The organism is Rhodococcus wratislaviensis, from assembly GCF_041228765.1.
Lineage (GTDB): Bacteria > Actinomycetota > Actinomycetes > Mycobacteriales > Mycobacteriaceae > Rhodococcus_F > Rhodococcus_F wratislaviensis.
On the sequence record NZ_CP150488.1, the window covers coordinates 5,767,447 to 5,791,270 of the forward strand.

Genomic DNA, 23,824 nt, shown 5'->3' on the forward strand with positions numbered 1-23,824 from the left:
CCCCGTGCCGGTCATCGAGCTCGACTGCACCGAACTGACATACGCATGTCCTTCGAGGTACTCGCGCTGATCTCGGCCGCAGCCCTGGCCGGACCCTTGCTTGCGAGTCGCCGGACCTGGCATCTGCCGGTCGTGCTCGGCGAGTTGCTGGCCGGAATCCTTCTCGGCTCCACGGGTGTGCGCGCGCTCGATCCCGGCGATCCCACCTTCACGTTCCTCGCGGACATCGGCTTCGCGCTGGTCATGTTCGTGGCCGGCACACATGTGCCGATCCGGGACGTACGCATCCGGCCTGCGCTGGCGAAAGGCATGGTTCGGGCCGTTCTCGTCGGTGTCGGTGCCACTCCGGCAGGGTTCGGGATCGCTCAGGCGTTCGGTACCGGCCACGCCGCTCTGTACGCGGTCCTCATCGCGTCGTCGTCCGCAGCGCTCGTCCTACCCCTGATCGACTCGCTCGGGCTCGAGGGCACACCGATCGTGCAGACGACAGCCCAGGTCGCGGTGGCCGACATCGCGTGCATCGTCGCCCTGCCGCTCGTGATCGATCCGGCGCAGGCCCCACGCGCCGCAGCAGGCGCGGTGGCCGTGGCGGTAGCGACCGCCGTCTTCTACGCGGTCCTCCGTGCGAGTGACAGCCGCGGCTGGCTTCACAGTCTGCACCAGGAGTCCAAGGAACGCGGCTTCGCACTGGAACTGCGGATCAATCTCGGGGTCCTGTTCCTCCTGGCGGCGTTGGCCGTCCACTCCCACGTGTCGATCATGCTCGCCGGTTTCGCACTCGGACTGGTGATCGCGGCGGTGGGTGAGCCGCGACGCCTGGCCAAGCAGCTGTTCTCGATCACCGAGGGATTCTTCGGGCCGTTGTTCTTCGTCTGGCTCGGCGCATCGTTGAATGTCCGGGACCTCGGGGCGGATCCCTCCCTGATACTGCTCGGCGTTGCACTCGGCTTCGCTGCCGTTCTCGTCCACTGCCTGACACGGCTGGTCGGTGTGCCGCTGCCCCTCGGCGCGTTGGCCGCCGCTCAACTCGGCGTGCCCGTGGCCGCGGCAGCGATCGGTGCGCAATCGCATCTCCTGGGCCCCGGCGAACCGTCGGCTCTGATCCTCGGCGCGCTGGTCACCATCGCTACCACCACAGTCGCCGGCGCGACGGCGGCACGTCGGGGCTTCGGCACGCCCCGGTAGGCGGCGGGGTCCCACCCACACGCGTCACTTCTCCGCCAGGGCGGTGGGGTGCGGCTCCGTGTCGATTCCCGGAATCCCGCGACCGCGGATGGACGCGCCCGCCGTCTCGGCCACGAAGTACAGCGCGACGAGGCCGATCCCGCACGCGGCCATCATGTAGAACGCCGGCATCAGTGTGTTGCCGGTCCATTCGATGAGCAGTTCGTTGACCGCGGGGGCCGTACCACCGAACAGCGACGTCGACACGTTGTAGGCGATGGCGAAACCCGCGAACCGCACGTGTGTCGGGAACATCGCCGGGAACGTCGCCGAAATCGTGGACAGCTGCAGGACGTACAGCAACCCGAGCACCGCGAACGCGAGGATCGCCCATCCGAACCCCTGACGCATCAGCAGATACATCGGGACGGCGAGCACGATCAATCCCACGAGCGAGCCGTACCACAACGGTTTTCGGCCCACCCGGTCCGACAACCCGCCGGCGAACGGAATGACCGCCATCATCACGAGCTGCCCGACGATGAACAGGGACAGCGACGCGGTGGACGTCAGGCCGATCTGCGTCTCCAGATAGGTCGGCATGTAACTGAGCAGGGTGTAATTGGTGACGTTCAACGCGATGACGAGGCCACCGAGCAGCAGCAACGGCTTCCAGTACTCGGTCACCAGATCCTTGAACTCGTGGGTCGGTGTCGACTCCACCTCGCCCTCCGCGTCCAGTTCCCGGAACACGGGTGTCTCCTCGAGCTTGGTCCGCAGGTAGAGGCCGATCAGACCCATCGGTCCGGCGATCAGGAACGGGATACGCCAGCCCCAGGTCGACATGAACGGATCGCTGGAGAACAACTCCACCGCCAGGACCACGATCGCACCCAGCGCGTACCCGCCGAGGGTGCCGAACTCGAGGAAACTTCCGCAGAACCCGCGCTTGCGGTCCGGCGAGTACTCGGCCATGAACGTTGCCGCGCCGCCGTATTCGCCGCCGGTCGAGAAGCCCTGGATCATGCGCAGCAGCACCAGCAGCAGGGGCGCCCAGAAACCGATGACGTCGTATCCCGGCACGAGGCCCACGCAGAACGTCGCACCCGCCATCAGGATGATCGTCAAGGCCAGAACCTGGCGGCGTCCGAGCCGGTCACCCAGCGGACCCCACACGAGGCCGCCGAGCGGGCGCACGACGAACGACACCGCGAACACGAGCAGGGCGTACAGGGTGGCCGAACCGGTGTCGCCGGGGAAGAACGCGGCCGAGATGTACGACACGGTGAACGCGTAGACACCGTAGTCGAACCATTCGGTGGCGTTACCCATCGCTGACGCCGCGATCGCGCGGCGGAGAACACCTGGTGGGAGGGTTTCCTGCTCGGCTGACGAATTCGCAGATGCCATGTGATCCCGTCTCCTCGGGCCGGTTTCGCGTTCACTCATTGTGGCCCGAGTGGCACGTGTTGTCGCGCGTTTGCCGTTTACAGGGACGTCACGGAGGCGCGCCCGAGCCGTCCCAGGGACAGTGTGCGACCACCGTCGCGCGGGTATCCGCAACCCATGACCAGCCGAATCATCGCCATCGCCGTCGACTGCCGTGACGCGGAATCACTGGCACGATTCTGGTGCGACGCCCTGGGCTACCCGTCGACCCGCCGATGGAAGGACTCGTACGGGCTCGAGTACGTCGAATCGAAGGCACCGGGGTCCCCGTCACTGGTGTTCCAGCCCGTCGACGACCCGAAGCCCGGGAAGAACCGCCTGCACCTCGACATCGCGCCGTCGTCCGGATCCCGCGACGAGGAGGTCCGGCGACTCCTGTCGCTCGGCGCACGCCTGCTGAGCGACGACCCGAACGTTCCCTGGGTGGTCCTCGCAGACCCCGAGGGCAACGAATTCTGCGTGCTACCGGAACGTGGGGCCGACGACGGGACGGCCACGTAGCCCTCGCCACCAGGCGGCGGGCCCGCCGTGCGCGACCCAGTGCCGTGCGTGGTCTGCGTAATCCGTCGCCACCCGGACCCACTCGCTCCAGGCACTCGGCGTGGGAAGAGTCTCGACCGAACGGGTCAGGAGACGATCGATCGCGTCCGAGACGAGCTCTGCGCGCTCCAACTGCACCATGTGCCCCGCACCCGGAACCTTCACCAGTTCCGCGTCCGGCAGATGCCCGGCGATCGACTTCGAATACCGGAACGGGGTCAGGAGATCGCGGTCGCCGCACACCACCAGCGTCTCGATGGGGGCGAGCAACGGCACCGCCGCCGTCTCGTCGTGATTCTTGAACGACGGCAGGAAGTCGACGAGCGTCTTGAGGGACGTGTCGTTGATCATCTGCTCGGAGTGCCACATGATCGCCGGGCTGATGCTGCGGTCACCGAACGACGCAGACCTCAGGATCGGGGCCAGCACCCTCTTGCTCGCGCCGCGACCGCTCTGGACGACCCGCGGCAGGTGCCGGGCCGCGGTGCTGAATCCGGCGACGACCGGCGTGTTGAGGGTCCGCGCGAGCCCCACGTCACCCAGCTTATCCGCAGCGGTGGCGATCAGACCCACCCCGACGACGCGGGAACCGATCAGATCGGGATGCTGTCCGACGTACGACAGGACCGCCATACCGCCCATCGAATGGCCGACCAGCACGATCGGCCCCTCCGGCACGAGCGCACGGATCACGGCGTCGACGTCCTGCGCGAGATGCGGAATGGTGCAGGTGGCGCGCCGCGGCACCCCGGAGTCACCGTGCCCCCGCAGGTCGAAGAACACCATGCGGATCGTCGAGCCCCACGCCTCCTCGAGCTGAACCCGCTGGAAGTGCCAGCCGGTCATCCGGTTGCAGAAGCCGTGGACGAACACCACCGTCAAGGGGGCGAACGCCGGACCCACCTCGCGCACCGCGAGCGGCACACCGTCGTCGGCGGCCACGACACTGCCGCGGTCGCGGCCGAGCAGGTCGAAGGCCTCGCCTGCGAACTCGTCGAACATAGTCTCCCAGCCGTTGCCGAAGTCACGGATGATCGCGCGGACGCCTGTCGGTTGGAGGATAGCGCGGCGCGCGAATCGTCTGCGCGCAGCTTCGCCGCTACCGGTCCTGGCCGAACCGCCGGCGCGCACCCAGACGTCCCACCGCGTTCACGGCGAGGGCCATCAACGCCATCGCCAGCAACAACACGACCGCTGTGACGGCGAGCTGAAGGTACCCCTGTTGCCGGGGGTCCAGGAACGGATACGGGTACCAGTCGACGATCGGACCTCGTATCAGGGAATAGGCGCCGTAGACGGCCGGGAACACCAGCCAGCTGAGGCTCTGCACCTCGGAGATCCGTACCCGGGACGGGGCGAGCACCCAGTCGAGCAGCAGCACGAGCGGCAGCAGGCGGTGCAGAGCCGTGTTGATCCAGCCGTCCTGCAGCATGACGTCGATGTTCGCCAGCAGCACCGCGTACACGATTCCGGTGATCACCATGTACAGCGTCGTTGCGCCCCGGAACAGCTGCCAGCCCCGCGACTGCGGATCCCGGAGCGCGCCGACGAGCAGGACGACGACGGCGAGGATGTTGCTTTCGATGGTGAAATAGCTGAGGTAGTTGGCCGATGAGAAGTCGTCGCTACCGAGGTTGCGGAGGGGAATCCACAGCAACGCGATCAGGCCGTAGACGGCGAAGACCGCCCGCAGAACCCGAACGATCCTCTGACCTCGCAGGTCCGTGACGACGGCAGCGTCCATCCGCCGATATTCGCACACGGGCGGGCGCGGCACAGGTGTTCCGCCGGGTTGGCTAGGCTGGGGTCCAGCATGTCCACCACAGCACCCAGCCGGCGGGAACTGAAGAACAGCCTCGGCGAACTCACTCTGCGCGACGAACACCGGCTCCGCCGGCGACTCGACCGTGCGCGCACACCCGAAGCACTCGCGTCCCTGTCCGACGAGATCGCATCCGCACGCGGACGCATCGCACGAAGACTCGACAGCGTCCCCGTCATCGACTACCCCGACTCGCTGCCGGTCAGCCAGCGCCGCGACGACATCGCGAAGGCGATCGCCGAGAACCAGGTCGTCATCGTCGCCGGCGAGACGGGATCCGGCAAGACGACGCAGATCCCGAAGATCTGCCTCGAACTCGGCCGCGGCGTCCGCGGACTCATCGGACACACCCAGCCCCGCCGTCTCGCGGCGCGGACCGTCGCCGAACGGATCGCCGAGGAACTCCGCAGCGAACTCGGTGAGACCGTCGGCTACACCGTGCGATTCACCGACCAGGTGTCGGACGGCACGCTGGTGAAACTGATGACCGACGGAATCCTGCTCGCCGAGATCCAGCGCGACCGGATGCTGCGCCGGTACGACACGCTGATCATCGACGAGGCCCACGAACGCAGCCTCAACATCGACTTCATCCTCGGATACCTGCGGCAGCTCCTCCCCCGCCGGCCCGATCTGAAAGTGATCATCACCTCGGCCACGATCGATCCGGAACGCTTCGCGCAGCACTTCGCCACCGACGGGGTGCCCGCGCCGATCGTCGAGGTGTCCGGGCGCACATTCCCCGTCGAGATGCGTTACCGCCCACTCACGGTGGAAGTGGGCGACCAGACCTTCGACCGCGACCCCGTCGACGCGGTGTGCGAGGCGGTCGAGGAACTGTCCGGCGAGGGCGACGGCGACATCCTGGTCTTCCTCTCCGGCGAACGGGAGATCCGCGACACCGCCGACGCGCTCCGCGACCGCAGACTGCGCGGCACCGAGATCGTGCCCCTGTACGCCCGGCTGTCGGCGGCGGAACAGCACAAGGTGTTCACGCCCCACAGCGGGCGGAGGGTCGTGCTGTCGACGAACGTCGCGGAAACGTCGCTCACCGTGCCCGGCATCCGGTACGTCGTGGACCCGGGAACCGCCCGCATCTCCCGCTACTCGGTGCGCACCAAGGTGCAGCGCCTGCCGATCGAACCGATCTCACAGGCGTCCGCCCGCCAGCGTTCCGGGCGTTGCGGCCGTGTGGCCGAAGGCATCTGCATCCGGCTCTACTCGGAAGAGGACTTCGAGGCCAGGCCCGCGTTCACCGAACCGGAGATCCTGCGCACCAACCTCGCGTCCGTCATCCTGCAGATGACGGCGCTCGGCCTCGGCGACATCGCCGCGTTCCCGTTCGTCCAGCCGCCCGACCCGCGGGCCGTCCGCGACGGCATCGGCCTGCTCGAGGAACTCGGAGCGATCGAACGGAAAGCCCAGGACGAGCAGCCCGTCCTCACCGCGGTCGGACGCGAACTCGCGCAGATCCCCGTCGATCCGCGCATGGCCCGGATGCTCGTCGAGGCGCACCGGAACGGCTGCCTGTCCGAGGTGCTGGTCATCGTCTCCGCCCTCTCGATCCAGGACGTGCGGGAACGTCCCGCCGAATTCCAGCAGGCTGCAGACGAGAAGCACGCCCGGTTCACCGTGGAGAACTCCGACTTCCTCGCCTTCCTCGAACTGTGGAAGTACCTGCGCGAGCAGCGGAACGAGTTGTCGTCCAACCAGTTCCGGAAGATGTGCCGAAACGAGTTCCTGCACTGGCTGCGTATCCGCGAATGGCAGGACCTGCACGGTCAGCTCCGGCAGATCACCCGCGGGCTCGGCTGGGACACCACCGGCACCCCGGCCGGCGAGGCGGCGATCCACCAGTCCCTCCTCGCGGGACTGCTGTCGCACATCGGACTGCGCGAGGGTGACAAACGAGACTTCCTCGGGGCCCGCGGAAGCCGATTCGCGATCTTCCCCGGCTCGAGCCTGTTCAAGAAGCCCCCGCGATGGGTCATGGCCGCCGAGCTGGTCGAGACGTCCCGGCTGTGGGCGCGGATGTCGGCCAGAATCGAACCCGAGTGGGCGGAGAAACTGGCGCCGCACCTCGTGAAACGCACCTACTCCGAGCCGCACTGGTCGTCGAAACGCGGCGCCGCCATGGCGTACGAACGCGTGACGCTGTACGGCATCCCGCTCGTCGCCCGGCGTGCGGTCACCTACAGCACCATCGACCCCGAGACGTCCCGGGACCTGTTCCTGCGCCACGCTCTGGTGCAGGGCGAATGGCAGACGCAGCACAAGTTCTTCCATGCCAACCGCGCACTCCTGGAAGATGTCGAGGAACTCGAGCATCGCGCCCGCAGGCGCGACATCCTCGTGGACGACGACACCCTCTACGACTTCTACGACCAGCGCGTCGGCCCTGAGGCTGTCTCCGCCCGGCATTTCGACTCCTGGTGGAAGGTTGCCCGCCGGAAGAATCCCGACCTGCTCACATTCACCCAGGCGACCGTCGTCAACGCCGAGTCGGCCGCAGTGCTCGGCGGCGAATACCCCGACGCCTGGCGTCAGGGTGACATGCAGTTCCCGCTCACCTACCAGTTCGAGCCCGGCACCGAGGACGACGGCGTCACGGCCCGCATCCCGATCGCCCTGCTGGCAGGTCTGCGCCCGGTCGGCTTCGACTGGCTGGTCCCCGGCATGCGCGTCGAACTGGTCACCGCGCTGATAAAGACGCTCCCGAAGACCCTTCGCCGACAGGTGGTTCCGGCACCGGACTTCGCGGCCGCCGCGCTGGCAGCCGTGAAACCCCGCTCCGAACCACTCACCACGGCGATGGCACGCGAATTGTCCCGGCTCGGTGCCTGCCGCATCGATCCCAAGGACTTCGACGTCACCGCGCTCCCCGACCATCTGCGCATGACGTTCGTTGCCGTGGACGAGAAGGGTGCCGTCCTCGGCCGGGACAAGGACCTCGTGTCGCTGCGCAAGTCGCTCGCTCCCCGCGTCCAGGTGGAAGTGGCGAAGGCGGCCTCGAATTCGGAGCGACCGCCCGCACTCACATGGACCCCCGCCACCCTCGGTTCGCTCGAAGCCACCGTCACACGCGAACTCGGCGGCCAGAAGGTCACCGGGTACCCCGCCCTGGTCCCGGAGGGTGACGGTGTCGCCGTCCGCGTGCTCAGCACCGCGGCGGAGCAACGATCCGCGATGCGCGCCGGAACGCGCCGGCTGCTCCTCGCCGCCGTTCCCACCCAGGCGAAGACGGTCACGTCCGGTCTGAGCAACGCACAGCGACTGGCACTGGGGCAGAACCCCGACGGCAGCCTCGACGCCCTCATCGACGACTGCCGCAACGCCGCCGCGAACCAGTTGATCGCCGCACACGGCACGCCGGTGCGCACACCGCAGGACTTCGACACCCTCGTGGCGACGGCGCGCGCGGAGATGGCCCGGAACGTGGCGGTTCTCCTGCGGCTGGTGTCGCCGGTGCTCGAAGCGGACCATCGGCTGGCCGTCGTGCTGGAACGCGCCACCGGTGAGGCCGCCGACGACGTGCGGGAACAGCGGCAGTCGCTGCTGTTCCCCGGTTTCGTCGCCGACATCGGTGCCACGCGCCTCCGCGAACTGCCCCGCTACATAGCCGCCGCGACCGCACGTCTCGAAGCCCTTCCGGGGAGCGCACCGCGCGATCAGAAGGGGATGGACGTCCTCGACCGGGTGTACGCCGGATACGAACGCATGCTCGCGGGCCTGCCGGAAGAACGACAGCACTCACCCGAGGTCGACGCCATCCACTGGATGATCGAGGAACTGCGCGTCAGCATGTTCGCTCAAACACTCGGGACACCGATCCCGGTCTCGGAGAAGCGCGTGCTCAGCGCCATGGAGAAGGTGCGCTGAGGCGTCGGCTCAGGCGTCGTCGCGGGATTCGCGGTGTTCGCGTAGCTCTTTGATCTCGCGGGCGAAGTCCTCGGCAGAGCTGAACGACCGGTACACGGACGCGAAGCGCAGGTACGCCACCTCGTCGAGATCACGGAGCGGACCGAGAATCGCGAGGCCCACCTCGTTGCTCGGGATCTCCGCGGAGCCCGACGCCCGGACCGCGTCCTCGACCTGCTGGGCAAGAAGATTCAATGCGTCGTTGTCTACCTGCCGGCCCTGGCAGGCGCGGCGAACACCCCGCACCACCTTCTCCCGGCTGAACGGTTCGGTGACACCACTGCGCTTGACCACCGACAGCACGGCGGTCTCGACGGTGGTGAATCGGCGACCACACTCAGGGCACGAACGGCGGCGGCGGATGGCCTGTCCTTCGTCGGCTTCTCGCGAATCGACCACACGTGAATCGGGGTGCCGGCAGAACGGGCAGTGCATGGCGATTCCTTCGTCGTAGCCGTCGTGGCCGCAACTGTTCGCCTCCCCCGATGGCGAACCGACGAAAACGGATTCACGCAGCGGATGCACGATCTCGACGCGACCACACGAAGTGGTGGGACTGACAGCATCCGAGACTACTCGGCCGCGCGATGGGACAGTCATGCAGAGCCATCCCCGTCACCGGGTAGTGGACGACGGGACGATCAGACTCTGGCCCGGGTGGAGCGCCGAATTGGACATGGCGTTCAGCTCCATGATCCGCTCGACCACCTGTGCCACCGGCAATTCCGGGGAGATCCGCGCCGCGAGCGCGGCCAGGCTCTCACCCTGCTGCACCTGCACGACCTCCGTGGCCGCCGAGTTGCTCACACCGTCAGTCGTGGCCAGCTGAGCCACCCCGACGAGCCCGCACAACACACCCGCAGTGATCACGACACTCGCGAGCACCATCCGCCAGCCGACCTCGTTTGCCCCGCGCACGTGATCGGCGCGGGAGACACCGGTGTGGGTGGGCCGGTACGCGACGGCACCGGACGACGGGCGCCGCAGCTCGCCGTCGGTGCGCCTGCGGCGAGGCTCGGTCCGGTACGACCGCGCGGTCCCGGAACGGACGGCACCCCGTTCGAGTGCCTGCCGGTTCAGCACTGCCTGTTGGTTCAGCACTGCCTGCCGATGGAGAACTGCGTTGCTCATCGGTACCTCCGCTGCTCGTGTCCGTTGTCAGATCCGTTGTCGTATCCGCTACCGACCCGGTCGGTGTCCGATCCCGCCGGGCGTTCGATCACGCGTTCGAAAGAACACATGTTCGATTTCTACCACGGCACTCCGACAAAGTCTCTACTTCTCGCGACACGTGTCGAACAGATGTTTGAAACTCCGAGGAAAGCGGGATAGATTCGTGTCACGCGGCACAGCAGTCACATGCGACCCATACCGAGAAGATCCACATACAGACGGAGGCACCTCGCCATGAAGGACGACAGCTCGACCGACGGTTCGACTCCACGTGTGAGCGGTGGCTCCGCCGCCGGGTTGACCGACCGGCAGCGCCGTGTCCTCGAGGTGATTCGCACGTCCGTGAACGAGCGCGGTTATCCGCCGAGCATCCGCGAGATCGGCGACGCCGTGGGGCTCACCTCGACGTCCTCGGTCGCTCATCAGCTGCGCACGCTGGAGCGGAAGGGTTTCCTCCGCCGGGATCCCAATCGTCCGCGCGCCGTGGACGTGCGCGGTCTCGACGAGGTGGCGGCGGGAGCGGCGGCGAACGCGAGCGCCGCCGTCGGATTGGCTGCGGTCAAGTCCGGTGCCGACGGCGCACCCCTGCCGGAACCCACATTCGTCCCGGTACTCGGCCGGATCGCCGCCGGTGGCCCGATCCTCGCCGAGGAAGCCGTCGAGGACATCTTCCCGCTCCCCCGTGAACTGGTGGGCCAGGGCTCGCTGTTCCTGCTGAAGGTCGTCGGCGAATCGATGATCGATGCCGCGATCTGTGATGGTGACTGGGTGGTGGTCCGCCAGCAGAACGTGGCGGAGAACGGAGACATCGTGGCAGCGATGATCGACGGCGAAGCCACCGTCAAGACGTTCAAGCGCACCGACAGCGAGGTGTGGCTGATGCCGCACAATCCCCTGTTCGATCCGATCCCCGGCAACGACGCAGTCATTCTGGGCAAGGTCGTCACGGTCATGCGCAAGATCTAGTCACTGCCGCTGGTAGACACGAGGAGGCCCCACGGCGATTGCCGTGGGGCCTCCTCGCATCCACCCCGGATACGCAGGTCGTGCCTCGTCAGAGATTGAGGCCGCGACCGATGATTTCCTTCATGATCTCGGTCGTTCCGCCGTAGATGGTCTGGACACGAGAATCCATGTACGCCTTGGCGATCGGGTACTCCTTCATGTATCCGTAGCCGCCGTGCAGCTGCAGGCACCGGTCGATGAGCCGCACCTGCGCCTCGGTGGTCCACCACTTGGCCATCGCCGCTTCCTGCACCGACAGCTTCTCGTCGTTGAGCAGTTCGATGAACTTGTCGACGAGGACTCGGACCGCCGTTGCCTCGGTGGCGAGTTCGGCAAGCACGAAGCGTGTGTTCTGGAAGCTGCCGATCGACTTGCCGAAGGCCTTCCGGTCGCGGCAGTACTGGATCGTCATGTCCAGCGCCGATTCCATTGCGGCGGCGGCCACCACGGCGATCGACAGCCGCTCCTGGGGAAGGTTCTTCATCAGGTAGAGGAAGCCCATCCCCTCCTCGCCGAGAAGGTTGGCGGCGGGAACGCGTACGTCGGTGAAGCTGAGTTCCGCCGTGTCCTGCGCCTTCATCCCGATCTTGTCGAGGTTGCGGCCGCGCTCGAAGCCCGGCATGTCCCGTTCGACGACCAGGAGGCTGAATCCCTGCGCTCCCTTGTCGGGGTCGGTACACGCGACGACGATCACGAGATCGGCGTTGATGCCGTTGGTGATGAAGGTCTTGGAACCGTTGAGGACCCAGTCGTCGCCGTCGCGCACGGCGCGCGTCTTGATGCCCTGCAAGTCGCTGCCGGTCCCCGGTTCGGTCATCGCGATGGCCGTGATCAGCTCACCCGACGCGAAGCCGGGCAGCCAGCGCTGTTTCTGCTCCTCGTTGCTCAGTTCGAGCAGGTAGGGCGCGACGACGTCGTTGTGCAGAGTGAAGCCGATGCCGCTGTATCCCCCGCGGGTGGTCTCCTCGGTGACGATTGCGTTGTACCGGAAGTCGCGCACGCCGCCGCCGCCGAATTCCTCCGGCACGGCCATGCCGAGGAATCCCTGCTTGCCGGCCTCGACCCACAGGCTGCGGTCGACGATGTTCTGCTCTTCCCACTTGGCGTGGTTCGGCTCGGCGTGCTGTGCGAGAAACTTGCGGTACGACTCCCGGAACAGTTGGTGCTCCGGTTCGAACAGGGTGCGCTCCACGCCGACTCCTCGTATCAACTATCTGGGTACGTCTCGTTCGACGGTAGAGGCGAGGAACTACGTGGTGAATGACCCAGGTGATCGGGATTCGTGACCCATCCGGTCACCGGGTCAGGGCTTGCGGAACCGCGCGAGCGAGCGCATCACCGGGTAGGCGACGAGGATGCCGACCGAACCCCACGCGATGCCACCGAGTTCCACCGATCCGATCGTCAGCGTCAGGTCGCCGATGCCGGCGACGAGCGCTGCGGCGACCACGGTGAGGTTCACGGGGTCGGTGAAATCCACCTCGGCATCCATCCAGATGCGCACACCGAGGACGCCGATCAGCCCGTACAGCACGAGGGTGGCGCCGCCGATGACACCGTTCGGCACGGTGAACACGAGGGCTCCGAACTTCGGTGAGAACGCGAGGACCACGGCGGTGGCCGCCGCGACCCAATAGGCGGCGGTGGAGTAGACCCGCGTCGCGGCCATGACTCCGATGTTCTCGGCGTACGTGGTGGTTCCGGACCCACCACCGAATCCCGCGAGGGTCGTGGCCAGTCCGTCCGCGACGAGCGCATCGCCGGCGACGTCGTCGAGCGACCGACCCGTCATGGCCGACACCGCCTTGACGTGGCCGACGTTCTCGGCGATCAGGACGATGACCACCGGCAGGGTCAGCGCGATCACGGACCATTCGAACGTCGGTCCCCGCAGTTCGGGCACACCGAACCAGGCCGCTTCCCGCAGCGCCGTCACCCGCTCCTCGGCGAGCCCACCGATCACGGCGGCGAACACCCAGCCGACGGCGACCCCGACCAGAATGCCGAGGCGGCCCAGCAATCCCGGACCGAGCACAGTCACGAGCAGGATCGCCAGCAGCGTCACCCCGGCGATCAGCGGCTGCGATTCGAACGAATCCACCGCGGTGGGTGCGAGATTGAGTCCGATCAGCGCGACCACGGCGCCGGTGACGACGGGCGGCATGACGGCGTCGATGACCCGCGATCCAGCCAGCTTCACGGCGATACCCACCACGAGCAGCAACAGACCCGCCGCGGCGACACCGCCGAGTTGCGCGGCGGGTCCCGAACTCTGCGACGCCGTCAGCGGCGCGATGAACGCGAACGACGACCCGAGATAGCTGGGAATACGGCCGCGGGTGATGAGCAGGAACAGGGCCGTCCCGATACCCGAGAACAGCAGTGTCGTCGTGACCGGGAACCCGGTGATGGTCGGCACCAGGAGGGTGGCGCCGAACATCGCAATGACGTGCTGCATCCCGATTCCGACCGTGCGCGGCCACGTGAGGCGCTCGCCGGGAGCGACCACCTCACCCTCACTGATCCGCCTGCCGTCACCGTGCAGCGTCCACCCGAACGCCCTCGTGGGGGCGGACTGACCGGCAGAGCCGCCGGCGGGACCGTCAGGGGCGTCGGTTTCTCTTTTCGTCACAGTTCGCCAATAGTAGGCACGATCTGGGAGTTTCGCGCCGTCGGGACCGGATCCCCCGCGAAACCCGGGACTACGCCCCCAGCACCCGGACCGCCGCGGCCCGCGCCTCCGCGGGATCGCTCGTGGCGAGCACGTCCCCGGCGGCACGACGGCAGTCGTCCAGCGAGACCGACCCCACCTTCGCCCCCACACCGGACACGGCGGCACCCGCGCAGGACAGCGACGTGACCCCGAGTCCGATCAGCACGCAGGCGAGCAGCGGGTCGGCGGCCGCCTCGCCGCAGACGCCGACGGGCTTGCCTGCCGCGATTCCCGCCTCGGCCGTGCGGGCGACGAGCGCGAGGACCGCCGGTTGCCAGGGGTCAGTGAGCGACGCCAGATCGGAGGACATCCGGTCGGCGGCCATCGTGTACTGCGCGAGGTCGTTCGTGCCGATGGACAGGAAGTCGACGTGCCGCAGAAGACGGTCGGCCAGAAGCGCGGCGGCCGGTACCTCGACCATCACACCGGGCACGAGCCCGCGGGCGCGGACCTCCGCAGCGAAGGATTCTGCCTCGGCGGGAGTCGAGATCATCGGTGCCATCACCCACGGCTGCGACTGCGTCTGCTTCGCCGCGGCGGCGACGGCGTCGAGTTGCCTGCTGAGGATGCCCGGGTTCTGTTCGGCGATCCGGATTCCGCGGACGCCGAGCGCCGGGTTCGCCTCTTCGGCATGGTTGGCGAAGCGCAGCGGCTTGTCCGATCCCGCGTCGAGCGTCCGGATCACCACTTTCCGGCCGGCGAACGCGTCGAGCACCTCGCCGTAGATCTCGGCCTGCTCGTCGACGCCGGGCTCGGAATCGCGGTCCAGGAAGCACAACTCGGTGCGGAACAGTCCTACGCCCTCGGCGGCGGTCGTGGCGGCCGACCGCGCACCGGCCCCGTCCTGGACGTTCGCCAGAATCGACACGGCGTGTCCGTCGCTCGTGCGACCGGGACCTTCCCACGACTGGATGCGGATCCGTTCGGCGCGGCCGTGTTCCACGGCGGCGCGGGCCTCGACGGGATCCGGTTCCACCACGAGTTCGCCCGCCGAGCCGTCGAGGAGGACGGGGGTGCCCGAGACGACGGATTCGAGGTCGCGCACCGCGACGACGCACGGGATTCCCAGCTGGCGCGAGATGATCGCGGTGTGGCTCGTCGGGCCGCCGAGGACGGTCACGAGTCCGACGATCAGCTCGGGATCGAGACCGGCGGTGTCCGCGGGTGCGAGGTCCTGGGCGCACAGGATCGACGGTGTCGCGGGCACGGGGATGCCGGGTTCGGGCAGGCCGAGGAGTTCGGACACGACACGGTCCCGGATGTCGCGCAGGTCGGTCACGCGTTCGGCCATCAACCCTCCCATCTTGGTGAACAGGGTCGCGAACTGCTCGGTGGCCTCCGCCGCCGATTCCTCGGCCGGGGTTCCACCGGCGATCAGCTTCTGCGCGGCACCGAGCCAGCCGCGGTCGGCCGCCATCGCCGCGTTCGCCTGCAGCACCTCTGCCGCGGCGCCGGAGACGCTCGCCGCTCGGTCGCGGAGTCGCTGCGACACCACGGCGGCCGCTTCCTCGAAGCGGACCTTCTCCGCGTCGCGCGACGCCTCGTCGATGCGGGCCGATCCGGGTGCGACCTCCGGCCGCGGAGCCGGCCAGATCACCGGCGCGTAGGCAATGCCCGGTACCACCGGCGTACCTCGCACGATTTCACGGTCTTCGGTCATCGGGTCCTCCTGGCCGGCTCGTTCTGTCTTCGCACAGTCGGAAATGCGAATCGACTATGTGACGGAGATTACTCTCAACTCTTGACATGTCAACACACTCGGGCGTAAAACAACATGACACAACATTTCGTGTGATGCAGACCATAACGGATCACGTCACCGAACACTTCATCGACGAGAACAGGAACGGGGTCACGGTGTATCCGGAAGAACGCCAGCAAGCGGTCACCACGCTGATCTCGCAGCGGGGTCGCATGTCGGTGGCGGACCTCTCCGACACGTTCGGCGTCACCACCGAAACCGTGCGACGTGACCTGGCGCTGCTCGAGCGTCTCGGCCACGTCCGCCGCGTGCACGGCGGCGCGGTCCCTGCGGGTTCCCTCACCGTCACCGAGCCCGGCATGACGGAACGCGATCACACCCGCGCCGAGCAGAAGGACCGGATCGCCAAGCGCGCCGCCGCCTACCTGCCGCCGTCCGGAGGCAGCGTGCTGTTCGACGCGGGAACCACGACGGGGCGCATCATCCCGGAACTCCCGTCCGACCTGGACCTCACCGTGATCACCAACTCCGTCCCGATCGCAGCCCGGCTCGCGGGACTCAATTCGGTGACTCTCCACATGCTGGGCGGCCGGGTGCGCGGCATCACGCAGGCCGCCGTCGGCGAGGAGGCGCTGCGCATCCTCGACGTCCTCCGAGTCGACGTCGCGTTCATCGGCACCAACGCGCTCAGCGTCGGCCACGGCCTGTCCACACCGGACACCGAGGAGGCCGCCGTCAAGCGCGCGATGGTCCGGTGCGCCAACCACGTCGTCGTGGTCGCCGACTCGTCGAAGGTCGGCCGGGAGCACCTCGTGAGCTTCGCCCCCATCCACAGCGTCGACATCCTCGTCACCGACGCCGACATCAGTTCCGCAGACCGAGCCCACTTCCACGACCAGGGAATCGAGGTGGTGATCGCATGATCGTCACGCTGACCGCCAATCCGAGCATCGACCGCACCGTCAACCTGGTGGGGCGCCTCGAACGCGGAACCGTCCTTCGCGCCGCCGCCACCCACAGCGACCCCGGAGGCAAGGGCGTCAACGTCGCCCGCGCGCTCACCTCGGCCGGTGTCGCCGCAGTCGCGGTGCTCCCGGGCAACGAGGGCGACCCCCTGCTCACCGCACTCTCCGAGCACGGGATCGAGCACGTGACCGTGGCGACGTCCGGTCCGGCGCGCACCAACATCACCATCACCGAACCCGACGGCACCACCACCAAGGTCAACGAACCCGGTGTCGTCATGTCGGCCGAGTCCCTCGCCGATCTCCAATCGGAGATCATCGAACGCGGGTCCCGGGCCGAGTGGGTGGTGCTGTCCGGTTCCCTACCCCCGGGCATTCCCACCGACTGGTACGCCACCCTCGTCGAGGCACTCCGCTCCGCGTCGTGCAGGGTCGCCGTCGACACGTCGGACGCCCCGCTGCTCGCGCTCGCGGAACGGTTCCCCGCGGCCGCCCCCGACCTCGTGAAACCGAACAGCGAGGAACTCGCGCAGCTCACCGGCGCCGACGGGCAGTTACTCGAGGAGTCCGCGCTGCGCGGGGACCCGACGGCCACCGCCCATGCCGGCAGGCAACTCGTGGACCGCGGTGTCGAAGCCGTCCTCGCCACGCTCGGCGCCGCGGGTGCGGTTCTCGTGACGGAGGCCGGCGCCTGGTGGGCCACGCCACCACCCATCGTCGCCCGCAGCACCGTCGGCGCCGGCGACTCGTCGCTGGCGGGCTACCTGGCAGCGCACATGTCCGGTGCCACGCCCGCGGACTGCCTCCGATCCGCCGTCGCCTACGGCAGCGCGGCGGCAGCCCTTCCCGGCACCACCCTGCCGACCCCCGACCACGTCGACATCGACGCCGTCACTGTCACCGCCCTCAGCTCCCCCGCCCCCGATCCGGCCTGAACCAGAAGGAAACACCATGTCTCACTCGACACCCGACCGCGATTCGGGGCCGCAGATCATCAGCGAAGATCTGATCTCCCTGGACACCGACCTCGGAGCCTCAAAGGAGGACGTGATCTCCGCGCTCTCCCGGCGTCTGGCCGACGCCGGTCGCGCCACCGAGGCGGACGGCCTCCGTGACGCCGCGCTGGCGCGTGAATCACAATCGGCGACAGGACTTCCCGGTGGGATCGCGATCCCCCACTGCCGTTCCGAAGCCGTTGTGGCGGCGTCCCTCGGATTCGCGCGGCTCGACCCGAAGGTCGATTTCGGCGCCCCCGACGGACCCGCAGATCTGGTGTTCCTCATCGCCGCACCCGAAGGTGCCGGCGCGGAACACATGAAGCTGCTCTCCTCGCTCGCGCGGGCGCTGGTGCGCCCCGCCTTCGTCGGGGCCCTGCGTGACGCGAAGACCCCCGCCGAGATCGTCACCCTGGTGAACGACGTCCTGGCACCCGCACCGGCACCCGCCGCGGCGGCCGCTGCAGCACCCGCGGCGGCCGCGGCGGCCCCGGCTCCGGCTGAGGCTCCCGAACCGGTCGCCCCGGAAAAGGAACCCGAGCCCGAAGAGGGACCGAAGCACATCGTCGCGGTCACCGCCTGCCCGACCGGCATCGCCCACACATACATGGCCGCCGACTCCCTCGTCGCCGCAGGCGAACGCGCAGGCGTCGTCGTCCACGTGGAGACGCAGGGTTCGAGCGGAAGCACGCCGCTGGCAGCCGGCGTGATCGCGGGCGCGTCCGCCGTCATCTTCGCCACCGATGTCGGGGTGAAGGGCAAGGAACGCTTCGCAGGCAAGCCGGTGGTGGCGTCGGGCGTCAAACGCGCCATCAACGAGCCCGACACCATGATCACCGAGGCACTGCGCGCGGGCATGAACCCGTCCGCGGCGACCGTGGACGGCACCAGCGCGGCCGGCGCCCCCGACGAACCGGCCGGATCGGTCGGCTGGGGCACCCACCTGCGCCAGGTGCTGCTCACCGGTGTCAGTTACATGATCCCGTTCGTCGCCGCCGGCGGTCTGCTGATCGCCCTCGGCTTCCTACTCGGCGGGTACGAGATCTCCGGTCCCGCGGAGGACATCGTCCTCAGCAACTCCCTCGGCCAACTCCCCGAGGGTGGCCTGGCGACGTACCTGGGCGCGGTGCTGTTCCAACTGGGTTCGCTGGCGTTCAGCTTCCTCGTACCCGCTCTGGCCGGTTACATCGCCTTCGCCATCGCCGACCGGCCCGGTCTGGCACCGGGCTTCACCGCGGGCGCCGTGGCTGTCTTCGTCGGCGCCGGATTCATCGGAGGCCTCGTCGGTGGTCTGATCGCCGGCGTGGTCGCGCTGTGGATCAGCCGGATCCCGGTTCCCCAGTGGTTGCGCGGCCTGATGCCGGTGGTGATCATCCCGCTGTTCGCGACTCTGATCGTCGGCGCACTCATGTTCCTGGTCCTGGGCCGTCCGCTCGCCTCGATCACGTCGGGCCTGACGAACTGGCTCAACGGTCTGTCCGGCAGCTCCGTCATCTTCCTCGGCATCATCCTCGGTCTGATGATGTGCTTCGACCTCGGTGGCCCGGTGAACAAGGCGGCATACGCGTTCGCGGTGGCCGGCCTCAACGTCAACGATCCCGCCTCGCTGCGCATCATGGCGGCCGTGATGGCCGCGGGCATGGTCCCGCCGCTGGCGATGGCTCTCGCGTCGACCGTCCTGCGTCCCAGCCTGTTCAGCGAGGCGGAACGCGAGAACGGCAAGGCGGCCTGGCTCCTCGGCTCGGCGTTCATCTCCGAAGGTGCCATTCCGTTCGCCGCCGCCGACCCGCTGCGCGTCATTCCCTCGATGATGGCCGGCGGCGCCGTCACCGGCGCCCTGATCATGGCGTTCGACGTCACCCTCAGCGCACCGCACGGCGGAATCTTCGTCTTCTTCGCCATCGGCAACCTGCTGTGGTTCCTGGTGGCGCTGGCCGCCGGTGTCGTCGTCGCCGCACTCTGCGTCGTCGGCGCCAAAGAATTCATCAAACCCGGCGCGTCCGACGCCGAACTCGACCCCGACGTTGCGACAGTCGCAGCGTAAGAGAAACAGATCGACCCGCTCGTCCCGCATCAACCCCACCGACAGAGGAGAGAGTCCATGCCCAGCACCACAGTCGCCGTCGGTTCGTCCATCGGCCTGCACGCCCGTCCCGCCGCCGTCATCGCCGAAGCGGTTGCCGCCGCCGGTGTGCCCGTCACCCTCGCCGTGGCGGACGGCGAACCCGTGGACGCCGGTTCCGCACTGCTCATCATGACGCTCGGCGCCACCAAGGGCACCGACGTCACGGTCACCAGCGACGACGCCGACGCCGTCGAGAAGGTGGCCCAGCTGGTGGCGGCCGACCTCGACGCCTGACCGCTATCCGGCCCGTCAGCTGGTGAGACCCAGCCGACGGCCGGTCCAGTCCATCTCCCGTTCGAGCGCCGCACCCCAGGTGGCGCCCTCGTGGCCACCGGGGAGCTCGTAGTACCGCACGTTCAGACCGGCCGCCCGCGCGGCAGCGAACATCCGCTGCTGCTGCGGGCGGTATTCGTCGTCCGCGGCCCCGGCGACGAACACCCCGGTCAATTCCGGGAACTGCCGTGTCCTCATCACATCGACCGGGTTGACCGCCGCGAACGCATGCTCGTCGCCTGCGAACGTCGCCGCGACCGTCCCCGCGTGATCGCCCAGTGAGGGCTCGTCCTGACCGAGGAAGTCGAGAAACGTCGGGTAGATCCGCGGATAGTTCACGGCCAGCTGGATCGAACAGGTTCCCCCGTAGGAGAATCCGCCGATCGCCCACTGCGCCGGATCGTGCGACACCTGCAGGGACTTCTCGATCCACGCGGGGACGTCGTGGGCCACGTAGGTGGCGGCGTTGCCCAGCGCCGAATCGAGGCACAGCGGATTCGCGTCCTGCGACCCCAGTGCGTCGACCACCACGACGACCGGCGCGAGGCCGTCGTGCCGCGCCGCATACGCATCCACCGTGGACCCCAGTCGTCCGCTGCTGAACCAGTCCTGGGGGCGCCCCGGCTGTCCCGCGATCATCACCATGACGGGGAGCACCGCCCGGGGTGACGTCAGGTACGCCGGCGGCAGATACAGCACGGCCGGGCGGGCCGGGAATCCGGATTCGGTGCCCGGGATCTGCACCTCCGTCACCACACCGGAGCCGGGTGTGCGCACCGGGCGGGTCCACACCGAGTCCATCGGGGTCCCGGATTGCACGGCGCTTTCGAACCCGGGGACGTCACCGAACGACACCGGCTCGACGACCGTCGGCGGGCGGTGTCCCACCAGCGACCCGACGGTCGGATACACGCCGACCTCTGCATTGACCTGCCCCGCCGCCGCGGCCGCCACGACTACGCCCGCCACACCCATCACCCAGGCGCGCCGGGCTCCGGGCCTCCGGAACAGGAGCGACGCGACGAGTACTAGGGTGCCGACCGCGAGCCAGATCCACGCGTATCCCGTCGGCGGTAACTGATTGGGAAGCGGCCGGTACGCCGCCCACACGGCACCCCCGACCGCTGCGGTCACGGGCACCGCGACCGCGGCGGCGCGGAGGATGGGCGGCCGGGCGGCACGCGACAGCGCGAGGATCACGACGATGCCCGCCACCGCGGCGACGGTCGATGCCGCCCGGGCGCGACCGTGCGCCAGCGACAGATGGGCAATATGCGACAACAACTCGTGGGCCTGCACACCGCCCAGTATTCACACGAGGTCGCGCACCGAAAGAATCAGGCCCACAACATTTCTCGCAAAACAGACCTATCGGGCACGGCGGCGGACCAGGAAGCCCGCGCCGACCACGAGCACGACCGCACCGCCGGCGATGCCGATTCCCCACAGCGTTCCCGGCGACTGCGCCGACGCCTCGTCCCCGACGGTCTGCGCGCGGGCCTGCTCCTGCACCCTCGACACCGCCCCGGGCAGCATCTGAATCGGCGGAACGGGCCCCTCCCGCGCCTCGGAGGCGATCAACAGGTCGCCGTTCTCGGTGAACGCGATCGACTCCCCCTGTGGCTGCTGCGGCACGTGCGCGCGCACCACGGGCCCCGCGGCGAACGCCGCGGCCAGGTCGCCGTCCGGTGCCGAGAACAGGAACACGTCGGAGTAGCTGCGGACGGCGGCCACGGTTCCGTCGCCGGAGACGGCGCCGCCCGTGAACATCGTCGAATGCAGTGCCGGGGCCGTGGTGCCGCTCCCGGTGGTGGCGTCGTCGGCGCCGTTCGTCTCCGCGACGTCCAGCGTGCCCACCTTCTCGAGCGGGGTCGGCCCGGGGCTCGCGAGATCACCCACAGCGGCACCCCCCGCAGGCCGGTACACGTTGCCCGCCCCGAACACTTCCTTCGTGACGATCAGCGGGGTGCCGTCGCGCTGGACGAGAACGGTCTCGGCGTCGTGCGGGCCGTCCGGATACGTCAGCCGATGCAGTTCTCCCGCGCCCGTGTCGCGGTCCATCGCGATCAGCGCCACCGTATCGCGTCGGCGTCCGTTGTCCCCGGTGTCGGCGAGCCACAGCCGGCCGTCGGGACCGGACGCCAGGTCCTCGACGTCGTACGGATCGACCGGCAGCGGTAGCCACCGCTGCACGGCGCAGTTCCCGTCCATCACCGCGACCGCACGATCGGACCCGCTGTCACCGACCGCGTAGAGCAGTCCCGCAGCCGATGCGAGCCCCGACAGCTCTTCGAGGGAGGCCTCGTCCGGGGTGCCGACCGCCGAATCGTCGGGAGTGCAGAGCGGACCGAACTCCGACGCGTCGACGGCGGTCTGATCGCGGAAGAACGGCTCGGCGGATCCGACCCCCGCCACGGCGAGCGGTGTGCACGCAGCGAGGACTCCGACCGCGACACGGGCCGACCACCGTGAGCGGTCAGGCACTGCCGCTGTACTGAACCAGTGCCGACGCCAGCGCTTCGGGCACCCGCGCATGAACACGCGTGCCGTCCTCCTCGTGGGAGGAATCGAGGATCTGACCGTCCGAGTGGATCCGGGCCATCAGATCTCCCCTGTTGTACGGGAGGAGCACGCTGACCTCGATCTCCGGGCGGATCAGTACGTCGCTGAGATGCGCTCGCAACTCGGCGATGCCTTCTCCGGTCCGGGCGGAGACGAACGCCGCACCGGGCAGCAGGCCGCGCAGCTGGGTCAGCGTGACCGGGTCGGCCGCGTCGATCTTGTTCACCACGATGAGCTCCGGCGGCGCCGCGGCGTCGTTCTCCCGGATCACCTCGGTGATCACCTCGTGGACTGCCCTGATCTGATCCGTGGGCAGCGGGTCGGAGCCGTCGACGACGTGGAGCAGCAGATCCGCGTCCGTGACTTCCTCGAGCGTCGAGCGGAACGCCTCGATCAGCTGGGTCGGCAGGTGACGCACGAACCCGACGGTGTCGGTGAGGACGTACTCGCGGCCGTCGTCCAGCGCCGCCCGCCGAGTGGTGGGATCGAGGGTGGCGAACAGGGCGTTCTGCACCAGCACCCCGGACCCGGTCAGCGCGTTGAGCAGGCTCGACTTGCCGGCGTTGGTGTAGCCGACGATCGCGATGGACGGCGTCTCGCTGCGCAGACGCCTGGTGCGTTTGGTGTCGCGGGCGGCCTTCATGCCTTTGATCTCACGCCGCAGCTTCGCCATCCGCTCACGGATTCGCCGGCGGTCCGTCTCGATCTTGGTCTCACCGGGACCACGCAGACCCACACCGCCGTTGCTGCCGGCGCGACCACCCGCCTGCCGGGACATCGATTCACCCCAGCCACGCAGTCGCGGCAGCATGTATTCCATCTGGGCCAGCGCCACCTGCGCCTTGCCCTCCCTGGACGTCGCATGCTGAGCGAAGATGTCGAGGATGAGGGCCGTCCGGTCGATGACCTTGACCTTGACGACCTTCTCCAGCGCGGTCAGCTGCGCGGGAGTGAGCTCACCGTCGCAGATGACGGTGTCGGCGCCGGTCGAGAGGACGACCTCACGGAGTTCCTCGGCTTTACCGGAACCGATGTAGGTGGCCGCGTCGGGTTTGTCCCGCCGCTGGACGAGGCCCTCGAGGACCTCGGACCCGGCGGTCTCGGCCAGAGCCGCGAGCTCGGCCATGCTGGATTCGGCCTGCGCCGCGGTTCCCTGCGTCCAGACACCGACGAGCACCACGCGTTCGAGGCGCAGCTGCCGGTATTCGACCTCGGTGACGTCTGTGAGCTCGGTGGAGAGCCCGGCAACGCGGCGCAGCGCGCTGCGGTCCTCGAGTTGCATCTCGCCGACCGAAGGGCGCCCGTCGTCGTAGGCGAACTCAGTGGAGTCGGAGATCGGCGATTCTTCTGTGCGATGTGTTTTCGTCATACACCCTCATGATCCCACGGAATGTCGAGGGCGTGCACGTGCATTTCGC

The 23,824-nt window shown here is 68.5% G+C and carries 19 protein-coding genes; 8 read left to right on the forward strand and 11 right to left on the reverse strand.

Annotation, left to right across the window (positions count from 1 at the left end; all coding sequences use genetic code 11):
* Positions 1 to 45: 45 nt before the first annotated feature.
* Positions 46 to 1,185 carry a cation:proton antiporter gene (locus tag WKC72_RS26645; protein WP_370180329.1) on the forward strand — a complete coding sequence of 380 codons (1,140 nt, stop codon included), beginning with the start codon at positions 46 to 48 and terminating at the stop codon, positions 1,183 to 1,185.
* A gap of 24 nt (positions 1,186 to 1,209) precedes the next feature.
* On the opposite strand, the gene WKC72_RS26650 is transcribed toward WKC72_RS26645, so the two are convergent.
* Positions 1,210 to 2,574 carry an MFS transporter gene (locus WKC72_RS26650; protein ID WP_037232455.1) on the reverse strand — a complete coding sequence of 455 codons (1,365 nt, stop codon included), beginning with the start codon at positions 2,572 to 2,574 and terminating at the stop codon, positions 1,210 to 1,212.
* A gap of 156 nt (positions 2,575 to 2,730) precedes the next feature.
* Between WKC72_RS26650 and WKC72_RS26655 the strand changes: the two genes are divergently transcribed.
* Complete coding sequence (locus WKC72_RS26655; protein ID WP_037232458.1) at positions 2,731 to 3,114, forward strand: VOC family protein; 384 nt, start codon at positions 2,731 to 2,733, stop codon at positions 3,112 to 3,114.
* On the opposite strand, the gene WKC72_RS26660 is transcribed toward WKC72_RS26655, so the two are convergent.
* Positions 3,076 to 4,155 (reverse strand): alpha/beta fold hydrolase, encoded by a 1,080-nt coding sequence (locus tag WKC72_RS26660; protein WP_370180333.1) that lies wholly within the window; start codon positions 4,153 to 4,155, stop codon positions 3,076 to 3,078. The genes WKC72_RS26655 and WKC72_RS26660 overlap by 39 nt on opposite strands.
* 97 nt (positions 4,156 to 4,252) lie before the next feature.
* Positions 4,253 to 4,897, reverse strand: coding sequence for a Pr6Pr family membrane protein (locus WKC72_RS26665; RefSeq protein WP_037232460.1), 645 nt, complete (start codon positions 4,895 to 4,897; stop codon positions 4,253 to 4,255).
* Positions 4,898 to 4,966: 69 nt separating this feature from the next.
* Between WKC72_RS26665 and hrpA the strand changes: the two genes are divergently transcribed.
* Entirely contained in the window at positions 4,967 to 8,854 is a 3,888-nt protein-coding gene (hrpA, locus tag WKC72_RS26670; protein WP_370180336.1) for an ATP-dependent RNA helicase HrpA, read from the forward strand.
* A 9-nt stretch (positions 8,855 to 8,863) separates the two neighbouring features.
* Here hrpA and nrdR read toward each other — a convergent pair whose 3' ends face one another.
* On the reverse strand, positions 8,864 to 9,328 hold the full coding sequence (gene nrdR, locus WKC72_RS26675; protein WP_015890458.1) for a transcriptional regulator NrdR: 465 nt from the start codon (positions 9,326 to 9,328) through the stop codon (positions 8,864 to 8,866).
* Between the two features lie 180 nt (positions 9,329 to 9,508).
* Entirely contained in the window at positions 9,509 to 10,024 is a 516-nt protein-coding gene (locus WKC72_RS26680; RefSeq protein ID WP_370180338.1) for a LysM peptidoglycan-binding domain-containing protein, read from the reverse strand.
* 276 nt (positions 10,025 to 10,300) lie between these two features.
* Between WKC72_RS26680 and lexA the strand changes: the two genes are divergently transcribed.
* Entirely contained in the window at positions 10,301 to 11,032 is a 732-nt protein-coding gene (gene lexA, locus WKC72_RS26685; RefSeq protein ID WP_037232466.1) for a transcriptional repressor LexA, read from the forward strand.
* Positions 11,033 to 11,120: 88 nt separating this feature from the next.
* On the opposite strand, the gene WKC72_RS26690 is transcribed toward lexA, so the two are convergent.
* The 3 genes from WKC72_RS26690 to ptsP all read right to left on the reverse strand — a co-directional run bounded on the left by WKC72_RS26690 (position 11,121) and on the right by ptsP (position 15,444).
* On the reverse strand, positions 11,121 to 12,263 hold the full coding sequence (locus tag WKC72_RS26690) for an acyl-CoA dehydrogenase family protein (RefSeq protein ID WP_112299188.1): 1,143 nt from the start codon (positions 12,261 to 12,263) through the stop codon (positions 11,121 to 11,123).
* A 111-nt stretch (positions 12,264 to 12,374) separates the two neighbouring features.
* Complete coding sequence (locus tag WKC72_RS26695) at positions 12,375 to 13,703, reverse strand: uracil-xanthine permease family protein (protein WP_112299189.1); 1,329 nt, start codon at positions 13,701 to 13,703, stop codon at positions 12,375 to 12,377.
* Positions 13,704 to 13,773: 70 nt separating this feature from the next.
* Entirely contained in the window at positions 13,774 to 15,444 is a 1,671-nt protein-coding gene (gene ptsP, locus WKC72_RS26700) for a phosphoenolpyruvate--protein phosphotransferase (RefSeq protein ID WP_370180341.1), read from the reverse strand.
* 197 nt (positions 15,445 to 15,641) lie between these two features.
* Between ptsP and WKC72_RS26705 the strand changes: the two genes are divergently transcribed.
* Genes WKC72_RS26705 through WKC72_RS26720 form a run of 4 tightly spaced genes read left to right on the forward strand, consistent with a single transcriptional unit; the run spans position 15,642 to position 19,805 of the window.
* Complete coding sequence (locus WKC72_RS26705; RefSeq protein WP_005261129.1) at positions 15,642 to 16,409, forward strand: DeoR/GlpR family DNA-binding transcription regulator; 768 nt, start codon at positions 15,642 to 15,644, stop codon at positions 16,407 to 16,409.
* Positions 16,406 to 17,386, forward strand: a complete 981-nt coding sequence (pfkB, locus tag WKC72_RS26710) for a 1-phosphofructokinase (RefSeq protein WP_037232473.1) — start codon at positions 16,406 to 16,408, stop codon at positions 17,384 to 17,386. Before WKC72_RS26705 ends, pfkB begins: the two co-directional genes overlap by 4 nt.
* 16 nt (positions 17,387 to 17,402) lie before the next feature.
* The gene (locus tag WKC72_RS26715) at positions 17,403 to 19,490 is read left to right on the forward strand and encodes a fructose-specific PTS transporter subunit EIIC (RefSeq protein ID WP_128638882.1); all 2,088 of its coding nucleotides are present in this window, start codon (positions 17,403 to 17,405) and stop codon (positions 19,488 to 19,490) included.
* A 57-nt stretch (positions 19,491 to 19,547) separates the two neighbouring features.
* Positions 19,548 to 19,805 (forward strand): HPr family phosphocarrier protein, encoded by a 258-nt coding sequence (locus WKC72_RS26720; protein WP_005261132.1) that lies wholly within the window; start codon positions 19,548 to 19,550, stop codon positions 19,803 to 19,805.
* Positions 19,806 to 19,820: 15 nt separating this feature from the next.
* Here the strand turns inward: WKC72_RS26720 and WKC72_RS26725 are convergent, their stop codons facing one another.
* The 3 genes from WKC72_RS26725 to hflX form a co-directional block, all read right to left on the reverse strand.
* Complete coding sequence (locus WKC72_RS26725; RefSeq protein ID WP_370180345.1) at positions 19,821 to 21,143, reverse strand: alpha/beta hydrolase; 1,323 nt, start codon at positions 21,141 to 21,143, stop codon at positions 19,821 to 19,823.
* Positions 21,144 to 21,212: 69 nt separating this feature from the next.
* Positions 21,213 to 22,328 carry a hypothetical protein gene (locus WKC72_RS26730; RefSeq protein WP_370180347.1) on the reverse strand — a complete coding sequence of 372 codons (1,116 nt, stop codon included), beginning with the start codon at positions 22,326 to 22,328 and terminating at the stop codon, positions 21,213 to 21,215.
* Positions 22,321 to 23,775 carry a GTPase HflX gene (gene hflX / locus WKC72_RS26735; protein ID WP_037232486.1) on the reverse strand — a complete coding sequence of 485 codons (1,455 nt, stop codon included), beginning with the start codon at positions 23,773 to 23,775 and terminating at the stop codon, positions 22,321 to 22,323. The genes WKC72_RS26730 and hflX overlap by 8 nt, the downstream gene beginning before the upstream one ends.
* Positions 23,776 to 23,824: the final 49 nt, after the last annotated feature.

What these genes read in the sequence shown, in the direction of transcription:
- ptsP (WP_370180341.1), bottom strand. Translation starts at nt 15,444, where the DNA reads ATGACCGAAGACCGTGAAATCGTGCGAGGTACGCCGGTGGTACCGGGC.
- WKC72_RS26680 (WP_370180338.1), bottom strand. Translation starts at nt 10,024, where the DNA reads ATGAGCAACGCAGTTCTCCATCGGCAGGCAGTGCTGAACCAACAGGCA.
- WKC72_RS26665 (WP_037232460.1), bottom strand. Translation starts at nt 4,897, where the DNA reads ATGGACGCTGCCGTCGTCACGGACCTGCGAGGTCAGAGGATCGTTCGG.
- hrpA (WP_370180336.1), top strand. Translation starts at nt 4,967, where the DNA reads ATGTCCACCACAGCACCCAGCCGGCGGGAACTGAAGAACAGCCTCGGC.
- WKC72_RS26720 (WP_005261132.1), top strand. Translation starts at nt 19,548, where the DNA reads ATGCCCAGCACCACAGTCGCCGTCGGTTCGTCCATCGGCCTGCACGCC.
- WKC72_RS26715 (WP_128638882.1), top strand. Translation starts at nt 17,403, where the DNA reads ATGTCTCACTCGACACCCGACCGCGATTCGGGGCCGCAGATCATCAGC.
- nrdR (WP_015890458.1), bottom strand. Translation starts at nt 9,328, where the DNA reads ATGCACTGCCCGTTCTGCCGGCACCCCGATTCACGTGTGGTCGATTCG.
- WKC72_RS26660 (WP_370180333.1), bottom strand. Translation starts at nt 4,155, where the DNA reads ATGTTCGACGAGTTCGCAGGCGAGGCCTTCGACCTGCTCGGCCGCGAC.
- WKC72_RS26655 (WP_037232458.1), top strand. Translation starts at nt 2,731, where the DNA reads ATGACCAGCCGAATCATCGCCATCGCCGTCGACTGCCGTGACGCGGAA.
- hflX (WP_037232486.1), bottom strand. Translation starts at nt 23,775, where the DNA reads ATGACGAAAACACATCGCACAGAAGAATCGCCGATCTCCGACTCCACT.
- lexA (WP_037232466.1), top strand. Translation starts at nt 10,301, where the DNA reads ATGAAGGACGACAGCTCGACCGACGGTTCGACTCCACGTGTGAGCGGT.
- pfkB (WP_037232473.1), top strand. Translation starts at nt 16,406, where the DNA reads ATGATCGTCACGCTGACCGCCAATCCGAGCATCGACCGCACCGTCAAC.
- WKC72_RS26650 (WP_037232455.1), bottom strand. Translation starts at nt 2,574, where the DNA reads ATGGCATCTGCGAATTCGTCAGCCGAGCAGGAAACCCTCCCACCAGGT.
- WKC72_RS26645 (WP_370180329.1), top strand. Translation starts at nt 46, where the DNA reads ATGTCCTTCGAGGTACTCGCGCTGATCTCGGCCGCAGCCCTGGCCGGA.